The sequence below is a fragment of the Pseudomonas sp. I8001 genome, from assembly GCF_013385345.1.
In the GTDB taxonomy this organism is placed as follows: Bacteria; Pseudomonadota; Gammaproteobacteria; order Pseudomonadales; family Pseudomonadaceae; genus Aquipseudomonas.
The window spans coordinates 299,075-312,896 of the sequence record NZ_JACAQC010000007.1 but is presented as its reverse complement, the minus strand read 5'-3'; the positions used below and the strand labels follow the sequence as shown (position 1 = coordinate 312,896).

At 60.6% G+C, this 13,822-nt stretch carries 14 protein-coding genes; 10 read left to right on the top strand and 4 right to left on the bottom strand.

The genetic code is table 11. The features are described 5' to 3' along the window. Positions 1-28: 28 nt before the first annotated feature. Positions 29-808, bottom strand: coding sequence for a transporter substrate-binding domain-containing protein (locus tag HX839_RS05975; protein WP_177022348.1), 780 nt, complete (start codon positions 806-808; stop codon positions 29-31). A 134-nt stretch (positions 809-942) separates the two neighbouring features. Between HX839_RS05975 and HX839_RS05970 the strand changes: the two genes are divergently transcribed. Next, complete coding sequence (locus HX839_RS05970) at positions 943-1,383, top strand: DUF4399 domain-containing protein (protein ID WP_003213848.1); 441 nt, start codon at positions 943-945, stop codon at positions 1,381-1,383. 61 nt (positions 1,384-1,444) lie between these two features. On the opposite strand, the gene serA is transcribed toward HX839_RS05970, so the two are convergent. Then, entirely contained in the window at positions 1,445-2,674 is a 1,230-nt protein-coding gene (serA, locus tag HX839_RS05965) for a phosphoglycerate dehydrogenase (protein ID WP_003213846.1), read from the bottom strand. Positions 2,675-2,878: 204 nt separating this feature from the next. On the opposite strand from serA, the gene HX839_RS05960 reads away from it, so the two are divergent. The 5 genes from HX839_RS05960 (at position 2,879) to HX839_RS05945 (ending at position 7,169) form a co-directional block, all read left to right on the top strand. Then, positions 2,879-4,273 carry an FAD-binding oxidoreductase gene (locus tag HX839_RS05960; protein WP_003213844.1) on the top strand — a complete coding sequence of 465 codons (1,395 nt, stop codon included), beginning with the start codon at positions 2,879-2,881 and terminating at the stop codon, positions 4,271-4,273. Positions 4,274-4,295: 22 nt separating this feature from the next. Next, positions 4,296-4,961 (top strand): fumarylacetoacetate hydrolase family protein, encoded by a 666-nt coding sequence (locus HX839_RS05955; protein ID WP_003213842.1) that lies wholly within the window; start codon positions 4,296-4,298, stop codon positions 4,959-4,961. 246 nt (positions 4,962-5,207) lie between these two features. Beyond that, positions 5,208-6,137, top strand: a complete 930-nt coding sequence (locus HX839_RS05950; RefSeq protein ID WP_177066854.1) for an SdiA-regulated domain-containing protein — start codon at positions 5,208-5,210, stop codon at positions 6,135-6,137. A 184-nt stretch (positions 6,138-6,321) separates the two neighbouring features. Continuing rightward, on the top strand, positions 6,322-6,447 hold the full coding sequence (locus HX839_RS31815; protein ID WP_371315623.1) for an MYXO-CTERM sorting domain-containing protein: 126 nt from the start codon (positions 6,322-6,324) through the stop codon (positions 6,445-6,447). Beyond that, on the top strand, positions 6,405-7,169 hold the full coding sequence (locus HX839_RS05945) for an SdiA-regulated domain-containing protein (protein ID WP_371315627.1): 765 nt from the start codon (positions 6,405-6,407) through the stop codon (positions 7,167-7,169). The genes HX839_RS31815 and HX839_RS05945 overlap by 43 nt, the downstream gene beginning before the upstream one ends. Before the next feature lie 118 nt (positions 7,170-7,287). On the opposite strand, the gene rpiA is transcribed toward HX839_RS05945, so the two are convergent. Further along, entirely contained in the window at positions 7,288-7,959 is a 672-nt protein-coding gene (gene rpiA / locus HX839_RS05940) for a ribose-5-phosphate isomerase RpiA (RefSeq protein WP_008438935.1), read from the bottom strand. Between the two features lie 136 nt (positions 7,960-8,095). Here rpiA and ilvA point away from each other — a divergent pair, with 136 nt between their 5' ends. Further along, positions 8,096-9,610, top strand: a complete 1,515-nt coding sequence (gene ilvA / locus HX839_RS05935; RefSeq protein WP_003213834.1) for a threonine ammonia-lyase, biosynthetic — start codon at positions 8,096-8,098, stop codon at positions 9,608-9,610. Positions 9,611-9,650: 40 nt separating this feature from the next. Further along, positions 9,651-10,064 (top strand): DUF2269 family protein, encoded by a 414-nt coding sequence (locus tag HX839_RS05930; protein WP_102370118.1) that lies wholly within the window; start codon positions 9,651-9,653, stop codon positions 10,062-10,064. Positions 10,065-10,176: 112 nt separating this feature from the next. On the opposite strand, the gene HX839_RS05925 is transcribed toward HX839_RS05930, so the two are convergent. Next, positions 10,177-10,833 (bottom strand): HAD family phosphatase, encoded by a 657-nt coding sequence (locus tag HX839_RS05925; protein ID WP_008438940.1) that lies wholly within the window; start codon positions 10,831-10,833, stop codon positions 10,177-10,179. Positions 10,834-10,976: 143 nt separating this feature from the next. Between HX839_RS05925 and HX839_RS05920 the strand changes: the two genes are divergently transcribed. Both HX839_RS05920 and ptsP read left to right on the top strand, forming a co-directional pair. Further along, complete coding sequence (locus HX839_RS05920; protein WP_003176750.1) at positions 10,977-11,456, top strand: RNA pyrophosphohydrolase; 480 nt, start codon at positions 10,977-10,979, stop codon at positions 11,454-11,456. Positions 11,457-11,478: 22 nt separating this feature from the next. After that, positions 11,479-13,758, top strand: coding sequence for a phosphoenolpyruvate--protein phosphotransferase (gene ptsP, locus HX839_RS05915; RefSeq protein WP_177066853.1), 2,280 nt, complete (start codon positions 11,479-11,481; stop codon positions 13,756-13,758). Positions 13,759-13,822: the final 64 nt, after the last annotated feature.

Genomic DNA, 13,822 nt, shown 5'->3' with positions numbered 1-13,822 from the left:
AAGCCCGCTCCCACATTGACCGAGTCGTTTATTCGGCCTTTTTCACCGGCTTGCTCGCATCCATCCCGAACCACTTCTCCGACAACGCCGCCAGCCGGCCATCGGCCTTCACTCGTTGCAGGGCCTTGTCCAGGCTGGCCTTGAACGCCGGGTTACCCTTCTGGAACGGAATCGCCAGGCTCAGAGTCGGGCCGACGTCTGCGCCTTCCTTCACCGGCAGCTGGCTGTCGCGAATCGCGTAGGGAATCAGCAGCCGATCACTGATGGCGGCATCGATCTGTTGATCGGCAACGTCCTTGAGCGGCTGCCTGGCATCGGCATAGCTGCGCAAATCAACGCCCTCGGCGGTGCGCGCCTGCTCCACAAACTGGCTGCCCTGGGCCACGCCCAACGCCTTGCCCTTGAGCGCCGCAAAGCTGCCCAACGGGCGCTGTTCCTGCTTGCGCACGATCAGCTGTGCGCTGGAGTAGCTGTAGGGCTCGCTGAAGTCGAAACGATCCGCCAGTTCAGGAGTCATAGCGATATGGTTGATGGCCACGTCGTACTTGGCGCTTTCCACGCCGGGCAGCAACTCGGCGGCATCGACGGTGATAAAGGAGGGGCGTACGTCCATTTCCTTGGCCAGCAACTCACCCAGCTCCACTTCAAAACCGGTGAGTTTGTCGCCTTCCTTGAAGTTGAAGGGCGGGGTGTTGGCTTCCATTGCGATGCGCAGTTCCCCGCGGTCAAATACATCGTCGATCAGTTCGGCATGGGCCAAGGGACTTGCAAGGGGCAGTAAAAGTAACAGGCCAGGCAGGAAACGCATGGTCGCTCCTAAAGAATTCGAATGAGCGAAGCGTTGTTCAGGCTCGCTTTGCTATGGTGTTGAATGCCTTGGACAGCAATTTGTCGCGAAGTTGTCATAACCCTACAGATTTCCCGGAAAAACTGGAGAAGTGAATGAAAGCCTTTTTGACCCGTGCAACCCTGGCCAGCCTATTGCTGGGCGCTTCGATGCTGGCGACCGCTGCTGATGGCATCCCGCGCAGCGCTCCACCAGAAGGTGCCAAAGTGTTCATCGTGTCGCCCAAAGATGGCGCCACCGTCGATAAAACCTTCACCGTGAAATTCGGCATGGAAGGCCTGAAACTGGCCCCGGCCACCAGCCAGGACCCGGGCACCGGCCACCACCACCTGCTGATCGACCAGAAAGAGTTGCCGGATGCCAGCGTGCCGATCCCGGCCACCGACACCGTGATCCACTACGGCAAGGCACAGACCGAAACCGAGCTGACCCTCACCCCAGGCAAGCACACGCTGCAACTGGTAGCCGGCGACAAACTGCACATGCAGTTCAACCCGACTGTAGCCTCGAAAGTCATCACGGTTAACGTCAAGTAAGATTTGTTCAGACAAAAAAAGGGAGACCCGAGGGTCTCCCTTTTTTATGCGCGTTTAACGATTAGAACAACACGCGGCTACGGATAGTGCCGTTGATGTGTTGCAGCTTCTCTTGCGCCAGGTCCGAATACTCGGCGTCTACGTCGATAACCACGTAGCCGACTTTCTCGTTGGTCTGCAGGAACTGACCGGAAATGTTGATGCCGTTTTCCGCGAAGACCTTGTTGATCTCCATCATCACGCCAGGGATGTTCTGGTGGATGTGCAGCAGACGGTGCTTGCCAGGGTGCGCCGGCAGAGCCACTTCCGGGAAGTTGACCGAGGACACCGACGTACCGTTGTCGCTGTACTTGACCAGTTTCTCCGACACTTCCAGGCCGATGTTGGCTTGGGCTTCAGCGGTGGAACCGCCGATGTGCGGGGTCAGGATCACGTTGTCCAGGCCACGCAGCGGGCTTTCGAAGATGTCGTCGTTAGAGCGCGGCTCAACCGGGAACACGTCGATGGCGGCGCCGATCAGGTGCTTGTCCTTGATCGCGTCGGCCAGGGCGTCCAGCTCGACCACGGTGCCGCGTGCAGCGTTGATCAGGATCCCGCCTTTCTTGATGGCGCGGATTTCCTTCTCGCCGATCATCCACTGGGTCTCAGCGGTTTCCGGTACGTGCAGGGTCACGATGTCGGACATGCCCAGCAGCTCGGTCAGGCTCGACACCTGGGTGGCGTTGCCCAATGGCAGCTTGGTCAGGGTGTCGTAGAAGAACACCTGCATGCCCAGGCCTTCGGCCAATACCGACAACTGCGTGCCGATCGAGCCGTAACCGACGATACCCAGCTTCTTGCCGCGGATTTCGAAGGAGTTGGCTGCGCTCTTGATCCAGCCGCCACGGTGGCAGGAAGCGTTCTTCTCGGGAATACCGCGCAGCAACAGGATCGCCTCGGCCAATACCAGCTCAGCAACGGAGCGGGTGTTGGAGTACGGTGCGTTGAACACCGCGATGCCGCGCTCGCGCGCTGCGTTGAGGTCGACCTGGTTGGTGCCGATGCAGAAACAGCCGACAGCTACCAACTTCTTGGCGTGATCGAAGATCTCTTCGGTCAGCTGAGTGCGGGAGCGAATGCCGATAAAGTGCGCGTCGGCGATCTTTTCCTTGAGCTGGGCTTCCGGCAGAGAACTGGTGATGTACTCAATGCTGGTGTACCCGGCGGCCTTCAGGACTTCGACGGCCGATGGGTGGACGCCTTCCAGAAGAAGGAACTTGATCTTGCTCTTATCGAGAGAAGTCTTGCTCATCTGCGTAAACCTGTATCCCGGAGAAAAATGGCAGGGAATCGGATCACGTAAGCTGACCCGGACGGCAGGAAAGCCGTCACCGCAGAACGCCCTTGGGCACTATCCTGCGGGGGCGGTATGCTAGCATACGTGCCCCGCTAAACACCCATTCCTGCGACGTGAAGCGTTCTCAGGATGACCATGAATTGTTCGAGAGTTCTGTCGATGACCCATCCTGCCCTGATTGATGAGCTGAAGACCCTGGTTGAGCCTGGCAAGGTCCTGACCGATGCTGACTCCCTTGAGGCTTATGGCAAGGACTGGACCAAGCATTTCGCGCCGGCCCCGGTGGCCATCGTCTTCCCGAAGACCACCGAGCAGGTGCAGGCCATCGTCCGTTGGGCCAATGAGCACAAGGTCGCGCTGGTGCCGTCCGGTGGTCGTACCGGCCTGTCGGCCGCTGCTGTCGCTGCGAATGGCGAGGTGGTTGTGTCGTTCGACTATATGAACCAGATCCTCGACGTGAACCTCACCGACCGTACCGCCGTGTGCCAGCCGGGCGTGGTCACCAAGCAATTGCAGAACGTCGCCGAAGAAAAAGGCCTGTACTACCCGGTGGATTTCGCCTCGTCGGGTTCCAGCCAGATTGGCGGCAATATCGGCACCAATGCCGGCGGGATCAAGGTCATTCGCTACGGCATGACCCGTAACTGGGTGGCCGGTATGAAAGTCGTCACCGGCAAGGGCGACCTGCTGGAGTTGAACAAAGACCTGATCAAGAACGCCACCGGCTACGACATGCGCCAGCTGTTCATCGGCGCTGAAGGCACCCTGGGGTTTGTGGTCGAAGCGACCATGCGCCTGGACCGGGCGCCGAAAAACCTCACCGCCATGGTGCTCGGCACCACCGATTTCGACTCGATCATGCCGGTGTTGCACGCCTTCCAGAGCAAGCTGGACCTGACCGCCTTCGAATTCTTTTCCGACAAGGCCCTGGCCAAAGTCCTCGGTCGCGGCGACGTGCCGGCGCCGTTCGAATCCGACTGCCCGTTCTACGCGCTGCTGGAATTTGAAGCGACCACCGAAGAAGTGGCCAACGATGCCCTGGCCACGTTCGAACACTGCGTCGAGCAGGGCTGGGTGCTGGACGGCGTGATGAGCCAGAGCGAAACCCAACTGCACAACCTGTGGAAGCTGCGCGAGTACATCTCCGAGACCATCTCTCACTGGACGCCGTACAAGAACGACATTTCGGTGACTGTGTCGAAAGTACCGGCCTTCCTGAAGGAAATCGACGCGATCGTCGGCGAACACTACCCGGACTTCGAAATCGTCTGGTTCGGCCACATCGGCGACGGCAACCTGCACCTGAATATCCTCAAGCCGGAAAACCTGAGCAAGGACGAGTTCTTCGCCAAGTGCGCCACCGTCAACAAGTGGGTGTTCGAGACCGTGCAGAAGTACAACGGCTCGATCTCCGCCGAACACGGCGTGGGCATGACCAAGCGCGATTACCTGACCTACAGCCGCTCGCCGGTTGAAATTGAATACATGAAGGCAGTGAAAGCGGTGTTCGACCCTAACGGGATCATGAACCCAGGCAAGATTTTCGCTGTTTAACAGTCCCTGAAGGAGTCGGTCCATGAGCTACCAGCACAAGTATGTCGACGGCACCAATATTCACTTTCCCCTGGGGAAGGTGGTGTGCATCGGGCGTAACTACGCCGAACACGCCAAGGAACTGGATAACCCGGTACCCACCGAGCCGCTGCTGTTTATCAAGCCCGGCAGTTGCGTAGTGGCACTGGAAGGCGGTTTTGCCATCCCTACCGAGCGCGGTTCGGTGCATTACGAAGCGGAAATCGCGGTGTTGATCGGCAAGCCGTTGTCGGCCAAACCGAGCCGCGAGGAAGTGCTGGACGCCATCTCCGGCTTCGCCCCGGCCCTGGACCTGACCCTGCGGGACAAACAGGCCGAGCTGAAAGCCAAGGGCTTGCCGTGGGAAATCGCCAAGTCGTTTGATGGCGCGGCAGTGATTGCCCCGTTCGTGGTCGGCAGCACCTTCCCGGATGTGACGGATATCGGCATTCGCCTGACCATCAATGGCGAAGTGCGCCAGGACGGCAACAGCGCGATCATGCTCAACCCGATCATCCCGATGATCCAGTACATGGCCGGCTGCTTCTCGTTGCAGGCCGGGGATGTGATCCTCACCGGTACGCCGGCAGGCGTGGGCCCGCTGAATGTGGGCGATGAACTGGTGCTGGAATTGCCGGGTGTGAGCCGCTTCGAAAGCAGCGTTCGCTGAATACCTGGCGAAACGCGGTCAAAAATGTGGGAGCGGGCTTGCTCGCGATAGCGGTGTATCAGTGACAGATTCAGTGACTGATACTCCGCATTCGCGAGCAAGCCCGCTCCCACATTTGATCTGTGTACTGCCACCCAATCGTGTTTTTGCATTTTTTTCACACCCCATCCGGATAATCCTCAGCCTCCTGCGCGCGGACCTTTTGATCCTGTGCTATCCCCTAAAGCTGACTTTCTGGAAAGCGTAATGGCCGTGCCTCTCCCATCCGTAAAACCCACGTTTCGTTCACGCCTTGCCATGCGCTGGTATTCCTGGCTGTTCCTCGCCGGCGCGATCATTTACGGCGTGGCCTGGGCGATGCACTGGGACGACCGTGGTGTGTTGTGGGTGGCGGAGGGCTTCGAAACCCCGGCCGAGCGCCTGGAAAGCGTCTGGCTCCCGGACTACCACGCGGTGATCGACGCCAAGTTGCTGCCCGGCATGGAGAAGGACGAAGCCTCGGACCTCACCTACAACCCGCTGACCAAGACCCTGTTCTCGGTGATGGGCAAGAACCCGTTCCTGGTTGAACTGACCCTGCAAGGCGACGTGCTGCGCAAGATGCCGCTCAACGGCTGGAACAACCCGGAAGGCGTGACCATGATGGAAAACGGCCTGATGGCCGTGGTCGATGAGCGCCAGCACAGCCTGACCATCGTCAAGGTCGACCCGCAGACCCAGCAGTTGAACAAAGCCGACTTCCCGTCCTATGACCTGGGCCCGTCCAAGGACCAGAACAAAGCCTTTGAGGCGGTCACCTGGGACAAGCGCAACCAACAGCTGGTCCTCGGCGAAGAACGCCCACCGGCCCTGTTCACCTGGAAAAGCGACGGCAGCCAGAACCTCTCCGGCGCCAAGCAAAAGCTCGCCAGCACTGAACTGGACATGCGCAACCTGTCGGCGCTGACCGTCGACCCGCGTACCGGCCACCTGCTGGCGCTGTCGGCGGACTCCCATCTGTTGCTGGAACTGGACGAGAAGGGCGAGCAGGTCAGCTTCATGACCTTGCTCGGCGGCTTCAATGGCTTGAAGAACACCATCCCGCGTGCCGAAGGCGTGACCATGGACGAGAACGGCACGCTGTATATGGTCAGCGAGCCGAACCTGTTCTATCGCTTCGAGAAGCAGGCGCAGTAGTTCGATTACGTCAGATTTTTCTCTATCTGCGGCATAAGCCAGACACCCGGGGTGTTTAAGTTTAAATTCAGGCGACCGTGATATTCATTCGCCAGTTTTTACTCTGAGCCCCGCCCGATGCGTCGACTTGCCCGCCCCAAACCTGCTTTTTTTATCCTGATCCTGATCGCCCTGGTGGCGTGCGGTGTGGTTGCCCAGCAATTGCGCCTGTTCGAGCGTGCCTGGTTCAACTGGCAATCCTGGCGCAATCCCGCCGGGGAGCACTCCATTGGCCTTGGCGATTACCGGGTGGCCCTGGAGGCGCAGGTGATCGACGGCCTCAACGATGATGTCTCGGCACTGACCTTTGATCCGGTGCGCAACAGCCTGTTTACCGTGACCAACAAGAACGCTGAGCTGGTCGAACTGTCCCTGGACGGCAAAATCCTGCGGCGCATTGCGCTGGTGGGGTTTGGCGATGCCGAGGCCGTGGAGTACATCAGCGACAACACCTACGTGATCAGCGACGAACGCCAGCAGCGGCTGATCAAGGTCCACGTGGATGACGACACCCAATTCCTCGATGCCGCCGACGCCGAGCAAATGACCCTCGGCGTGCACCTGGGCGGCAACAAGGGCTTCGAAGGCCTGGCCTATGACTCGGTGGGCAAGCGCCTGTTTGTGGCCAAGGAGCGCGACCCGATGCTGATCTACGAGGTCCACGGCTTTCCGCATTTCAAACCGGAAAAAACCTACTCGGTGCACGTGATCAACAACCCCAAGCGCGATGCCGGGTTGTTTGTGCGCGACCTGTCGAGCCTGCAATACGACGAGCGCAGCGGTCATCTGCTGGCGCTGTCGGATGAGTCATTTTTGGTGCTGGAACTGGATATCGACGGTCGCCCCCTGAGCAGCCTGTCGCTGCTCAAGGGGCGCCATGGCCTGAAGCAGCGCGTGCCTCAGGCCGAGGGGATCGCCATGGACAACGACGGCACGTTGTACATGGTCAGTGAGCCCAATCTTTTCTATGTATTCAAAAAAACCAAGTCTTGAGTCATGTGCAGAACAAATGTGGGAGCGGGCTTGCTCGCGAATGCGGTGTATCAGGCGCCATATTCAGTGACTGACACTGCGCATTCGCGAGCAAGCCCGCTCCCACAGGGGTTTTGCATTACGCCTTAAGGGTTTTTACGCCTTCCGGGGTGCCCAGCAGCAGTACGTCAGCCGGACGGGCCGCAAACAAACCGTTGGTGACGACGCCGACGATCGCGTTGATCTGGCGCTCCAGTTCCACCGGGTTGGTGATCTGCATGTTGAACACGTCGATGATGATGTTGCCGTTGTCGGTCAGCACGCCTTCGCGGTACACCGGGTCGCCGCCCAGTTTCACCAGTTCGCGGGCCACGTGGCTGCGGGCCATCGGGATCACTTCCACCGGCAGCGGGAACGCGCCGAGTACCGGCACCAGTTTGCTGGCGTCGGCGATGCAGATGAAGGTCTTGGCCACGGCCGCGACGATCTTCTCGCGGGTCAGGGCTGCGCCGCCGCCCTTGATCAGGTTCAGGTGTGCGTCGCTTTCATCGGCGCCGTCGACGTAGAACTCCAGGTCGCTGACGGTGTTCAGCTCGTACACCGGAATACCGTGGCCCTTGAGCCGCGCAGCGGTGGCTTCGGAGCTGGCAACCGCGCCGTCGAACGCGCCCTTGTGCAGGGCCAGCGCATCGATAAAGCAATTGGCGGTGGAACCGGTGCCGACACCGACGATGCTTTTATCGTCGAGTTTAGGAAGGATTAAATCGACGGCGGCCTGGGCCACTGCCTGTTTGAGTTGATCCTGGGTCATGCGGGCTCCGGAACGGGCGGGGAGTAAAGAGGGGCGCGAGTATAACCCAACAAAACCTCGGTTTTCGTGTGGTCGCCCGGCCAAACGCTGGGTTAGACTCCTTGGCCCTGCCCAACCCGCCCAGTGATGCTTTCCGATGCTTGAACAGTACGTCAAAAAGATCCTCACCTCGCGCGTTTACGACGTTGCCGTAGAAACCCCGCTGCAGACCGCCCGCCAGCTCTCCGAGCGGCTGGGCAACAAGGTCTGGCTCAAGCGCGAAGACTTGCAGCCGGTGTTCTCGTTCAAGATTCGCGGTGCCTACAATAAGCTGACCCAACTGAGCGCCGAAGAACGTGCGCGCGGCGTAGTCACCGCTTCGGCGGGCAACCATGCCCAGGGCCTGGCCCTGGCGGCCAAGGTGCTGGGGGTCAAGGCCACCATCGTGATGCCCAAGACCACCCCCGAGATCAAGGTCGAAGGCGTGCGTTCCCGTGGCGGCAAAGTGGTGCTGCATGGGGATTCTTTCCCGGAAGCCCTGGCGTATTCGCTGAAGCTGGTCGACGAAAAAGGCTACGTCTACATTCACCCCTACGATGATCCGCACACCATTGCCGGGCAGGGCACCGTGGCGATGGAGATCCTGCGCCAGCACCCGGGGCCGCTGGACGCGATTTTCGTCCCGGTGGGCGGCGGCGGCCTGATTGCCGGTATCGCGGCCTACGTGAAATACCTGCGGCCCGAAATCAAGATCATCGGCGTCGAGCCGGACGACTCCAACTGCCTGCAAGCCGCCATGGCGGCGGGCGAGCGCGTGGTATTGCCGACCGTGGGCATCTTCGCCGACGGCGTGGCGGTGGCGCAGATCGGCCAGCACACCTTCGACATCTGCAAGGATTACGTGGATGAAGTGATTACCGTCAGCACCGATGAAATCTGCGCGGCGATCAAGGACATCTACGACGACACCCGCTCCATCACAGAACCTGCTGGCGCCCTGGGCGTGGCGGGTATCAAGAAATACGTCGAGACCCGTGGGATCACCGGGCAAACCCTGGTGGCCATCGATTCCGGGGCCAACGTCAACTTCGACCGCCTGCGCCATGTGGCCGAGCGCGCCGAGCTGGGGGAAGGCCGCGAAGCCATCATCGCCGTGACCATCCCCGAGAAACCGGGCAGCTTCAAGGCCTTCTGCGAGGCCGTGGGCAAGCGCCAGATCACCGAATTCAACTACCGCTACCACTCCGGGCGCGAGGCGCACATTTTTGTCGGCGTGCAGACCCACCCGGAAAACGACCCGCGCAGCGCGCTGATCGCCAGCCTCACCAGCCAGGGTTTCCCGGTGCTGGACCTGACGGAAAACGAACTGGCCAAGCTGCACATCCGCCATATGGTCGGCGGCCATGCGGCGCACGTCAGCGACGAGGTGGTGTTCCGCTTCGAATTCCCGGAACGTCCGGGGGCACTGTTCAACTTCCTTAACAAATTGGGCGGGCGCTGGAACATCTCGATGTTCCACTATCGCAACCACGGCGCCGCCGATGGGCGCGTGGTGGCGGGCCTGCAAGTACCGGCGGACGAGCGTCACCTGGTGCCGGCGGCGCTGGAGGCCATTGGCTACCCGTACTGGGATGAAAGTGATAACCCGGCCTACCAGCTGTTCCTCGGTTGAGCGACTACGCTGACTGGGCGGCCTTCAAGGAATCGAGAACATGGAAACGCTGACCACCCTCAAAGTTATCCACATCGCGGCCACGGTGTTGCTGCTGCTCAGCGGCCTCGCCCTGGCAGTGCTGGCCTGGCGCAAACGCAGCGCGGGGCCGGCCTATACCGTGCAGCGGCCGTGGGTGTTTGTGTGGTTGTTGATGGGCATTTGCGTGGTGAGCATGCCGTTCACCGGCTGGTGGCTGGCGCACCTGATCGGCTGGCCGCTGGGGCAAACCTGGATCCTGGGTTCCAGCGTGATCTACACCGTGGCGGCGCTGAGCTGGTTCTGGCTGGTGGTGCGGCTTAATCGACTGCGGCTGGGCGGGGCGGGGAGTCTGAACTTTACCGTGGCGCTGGCGGTGGTGAGCCTGGTGGGGTTTGTGGCGATTGCCGGGTTGATGGGTGCCAAGCCGGTTTAAGGCTTGAGACCGAGTTGCCTCCATTCGCGAGCAAGCCCGCTCCCACATTTGACTGCATTCCAAAGGTGGAACTCGATCAAATGTGGGAGCGGGCTTGCTCGCGAAAGCTTTATCAGCCGCGCAGGCTAATCACCGGCCAACCACGCTTCTCAGCCTCAGCCCGCAGATTCGGATCCGGATCCACTGCCACTGCATGCGTCACCTGCTCCAACAGCGGCAGGTCATTCATCGAATCGCTATAGAAGTAACTGTCCTCCAGGCTAAACCCGGTCTCTTCCAGCCAGCGATTCAAGCGCGTCACCTTGCCCTCGCGAAAGCACGGGATATCCGTACTGCGCCCGGTGTAACGGCCATCCTGCATCTCGCATTCCGTCGCAATCAGGGTTTCAACCCCCAGTCGCTCGGCAATCGGCGCGGTCACAAAACGGTTGGTCGCGGTGATGATCACCAGCTTGTCGCCCGCCGCCCGGTGCTTGGCCAGCAACTCAACTGCCTTGGGCAGCACGATCGGCTCGATGCAGTCGCGCATGTAGTCGCGATGCCATTCATCCAGCTGGGCCATCTCGGTGCGGCCGAGGATTTCCAGGCAGAAGTTCAGGTACTCGGCGTTATCCAGCTTGCCGGCCAGGTAGTCCTGGTAGAACTCGTCGTTGCGGGCCTTGTAGGCCACCGCGTCGAGAATCCCGCGTTCACAGAGGTAATCGCCCCAGGCGTGATCGCTGTCACCCCCCAAAAGCGTGTTGTCCAAGTCGAATAAAGCCAGGCGCATTGCAGTTACTCGCTGAAAAGTCTGTAAAAAGGCGTCCAGAATACGGTCTTTTCACAAGAGTGCACATAAGGTAAGCAGCCTCGTTGCCGCTGTATCAATCTTTGTGGAACAATGCGGTGACATGCGTTTGCGAGGTTGTTGCCGTGATCGACCCCGATGGTTTCCGTCCTAATGTCGGGATTATTCTTACGAATGATGCCGGACAGGTGCTATGGGCTCGCCGTATCAACCAAGATGCCTGGCAGTTTCCTCAAGGCGGAATCAACCCCGACGAAACCCCTGAAGACGCCTTGTACCGTGAGTTGAACGAAGAAGTAGGCCTTGAACGTGAAGATGTGCAAATTCTGGCCTGCACCCGAGGCTGGTTGCGCTATCGTTTGCCGCAACGTCTGGTGCGTACCCACAGCCAACCGCTGTGCATCGGCCAGAAACAGAAATGGTTTCTCCTGCGCCTGATCTCCAACGAGCAGCGGGTGCGGATGGATTTGACCGGTAAACCGGAGTTCGATGGCTGGCGCTGGGTCAGTTATTGGTATCCGTTGGGCCAGGTGGTGACATTCAAGCGCGAGGTTTATCGTCGCGCTCTTAAAGAGCTTGCCCCGCGCCTTTTAGCGCGCGACTGACGACGGAGTTCGACCCCGAGCCATGCTCAATACGCTGCGCAAGATCGTCCAGGAAGTTAACTCCGCCAAGGATCTCAAGGCGGCGTTGGGGATTATTGTGTTGCGCGTCAAGGAAGCCATGGGCAGCCAGGTCTGCTCGGTTTACCTGCTGGACCCCGAGACCAACCGTTTTGTCCTGATGGCCACCGAGGGCTTGAACAAGCGCTCCATCGGCAAGGTCAGCATGGCGCCCAATGAAGGTCTGGTGGGCCTGGTGGGGACGCGTGAAGAACCCCTGAACCTCGAAAACGCGGCCGATCACCCGCGTTATCGCTACTTTGCCGAAACCGGTGAAGAGCGCTACGCCTCGTTCCTCGGTGCGCCGATCATTCACCACCGCCGCGTTGTCGGCGTGTTGGTCATCCAGCAGAAAGAACGCCGCCAGTTCGACGAAGGTGAAGAAGCCTTCCTTGTGACCATGAGCGCGCAGCTCGCCGGGGTTATCGCCCACGCCGAGGCCACCGGTTCGATTCGCGGCCTGGGGCGCCAGGGCAAGGGCATCCAGGAAGCCAAGTTCGTCGGCGTGCCGGGTTCGCCGGGTGCTGCTGTCGGTACCGCCGTGGTCATGCTGCCGCCCGCCGACCTGGACGTGGTGCCGGACAAGACCGTCACCGACATCGACGCTGAAATCATCCTGTTCAAGACCGCCCTGGAAGGCGTGCGCAATGACATGCGCACCCTCTCGACCAAGCTGGCCACCCAGCTGCGGCCTGAAGAGCGGGCGTTGTTCGACGTGTACCTGATGATGCTCGACGACGCGTCCCTGGGCAGCGAAGTCAAGGACGTGATCAAGACCGGCCAGTGGGCCCAGGGCGCGCTGCGCCAGGTGGTCACCGATCACGTCAACCGTTTCGAATTGATGGACGACGCCTACCTGCGCGAGCGCGCCTCGGACGTGAAGGACCTCGGTCGCCGTCTGCTGGCCTACCTGCAGGAAGAGCGCTCGACCACGTTGGTGTACCCCGACAACACCATCCTGATCAGTGAAGAACTGACCGCCACCATGCTCGGCGAAGTGCCGGAAGGCAAACTGGTGGGCCTGGCCTCGGTACTGGGTTCGGGCAACTCCCACGTCGCGATCCTGGCCCGGGCCATGGGCATTCCGACGGTTATGGGTCTGGTGGACCTGCCGTATTCCAAGGTCGACGGCATCGAAATGATCGTCGACGGCTACCACGGCGAGGTCTACACCAACCCCAGCGAAGTGCTGCGCAAGCAATACGCCGAAGTGGTGGAAGAAGAACGCCAGCTGTCCCAGGGCCTCGACGCCCTGCGGGAACTGCCGTGCGTGACCCTCGACGGCCACCGCGTACCGCTGCTGGTCAACACCGGCCTGCTGGCGGACGTGGCACGTGCACAACAGCGCGGCGCCGAAGGGGTGGGCCTGTACCGCACCGAAGTGCCGTTCATGATCAACCAGCGTTTTCCGAGTGAGAAGGAGCAGCTGGCGATTTATCGCGAGCAATTGTCCGCCTTCCATCCGTTACCGGTGACCATGCGCAGCCTGGACATTGGCGGCGACAAGTCACTGTCGTATTTCCCCATCAAGGAAGACAACCCCTTCCTTGGTTGGCGCGGTATTCGCGTTACCCTCGACCATCCTGAAATCTTCCTCGTCCAGACCCGCGCGATGCTCAAGGCCAGCGAAGGCCTGAACAACCTGCGCATCCTGCTCCCGATGATCTCCGGCACCCACGAGCTGGAAGAAGCCCTGCACCTGATCCACCGGGCCTGGGGCGAAGTGCGCGACGAAGGCGCCGACGTGCCGATGCCGCCGATTGGCGTGATGATCGAGATTCCGGCGGCGGTGTACCAGGCTAAGGAGCTGGCGCGGCAGGTGGACTTCCTGTCGGTGGGCTCCAACGACCTGACCCAGTACCTGCTGGCCGTGGACCGCAACAACCCGCGGGTGGCCGACCTCTACGACTACCTGCACCCGGCGGTGCTGCAAGCCTTGCAGAACGTGGTGCGCGACGCCCATGCCGAAGGCAAGCAGGTGAGTATCTGCGGCGAGATGGCCGGTGACCCGGCGGCGGCCGTACTGTTGATGGCGATGGGCTTTGACAGCCTGTCGATGAACGCCACCAACTTGCCGAAGGTGAAATGGATGCTGCGCCAGATCAACCTGAGCCGGGCCAAGGAGCTGCTGGCGGAGTTGATGACTATCGACAACCCGCAAGTTATCCACAGCTCGCTGCAATTGGCGCTGAAGAACCTTGGGTTGGCGCGGATGATCAACCCGGCGTCTGCAAAGAGCCTCTAACCGGATTTCAGAGCCTGTCCCCAATCGAAATGTGGGAGCGGGCTTGCTCGCGAAAGCGGTGCAT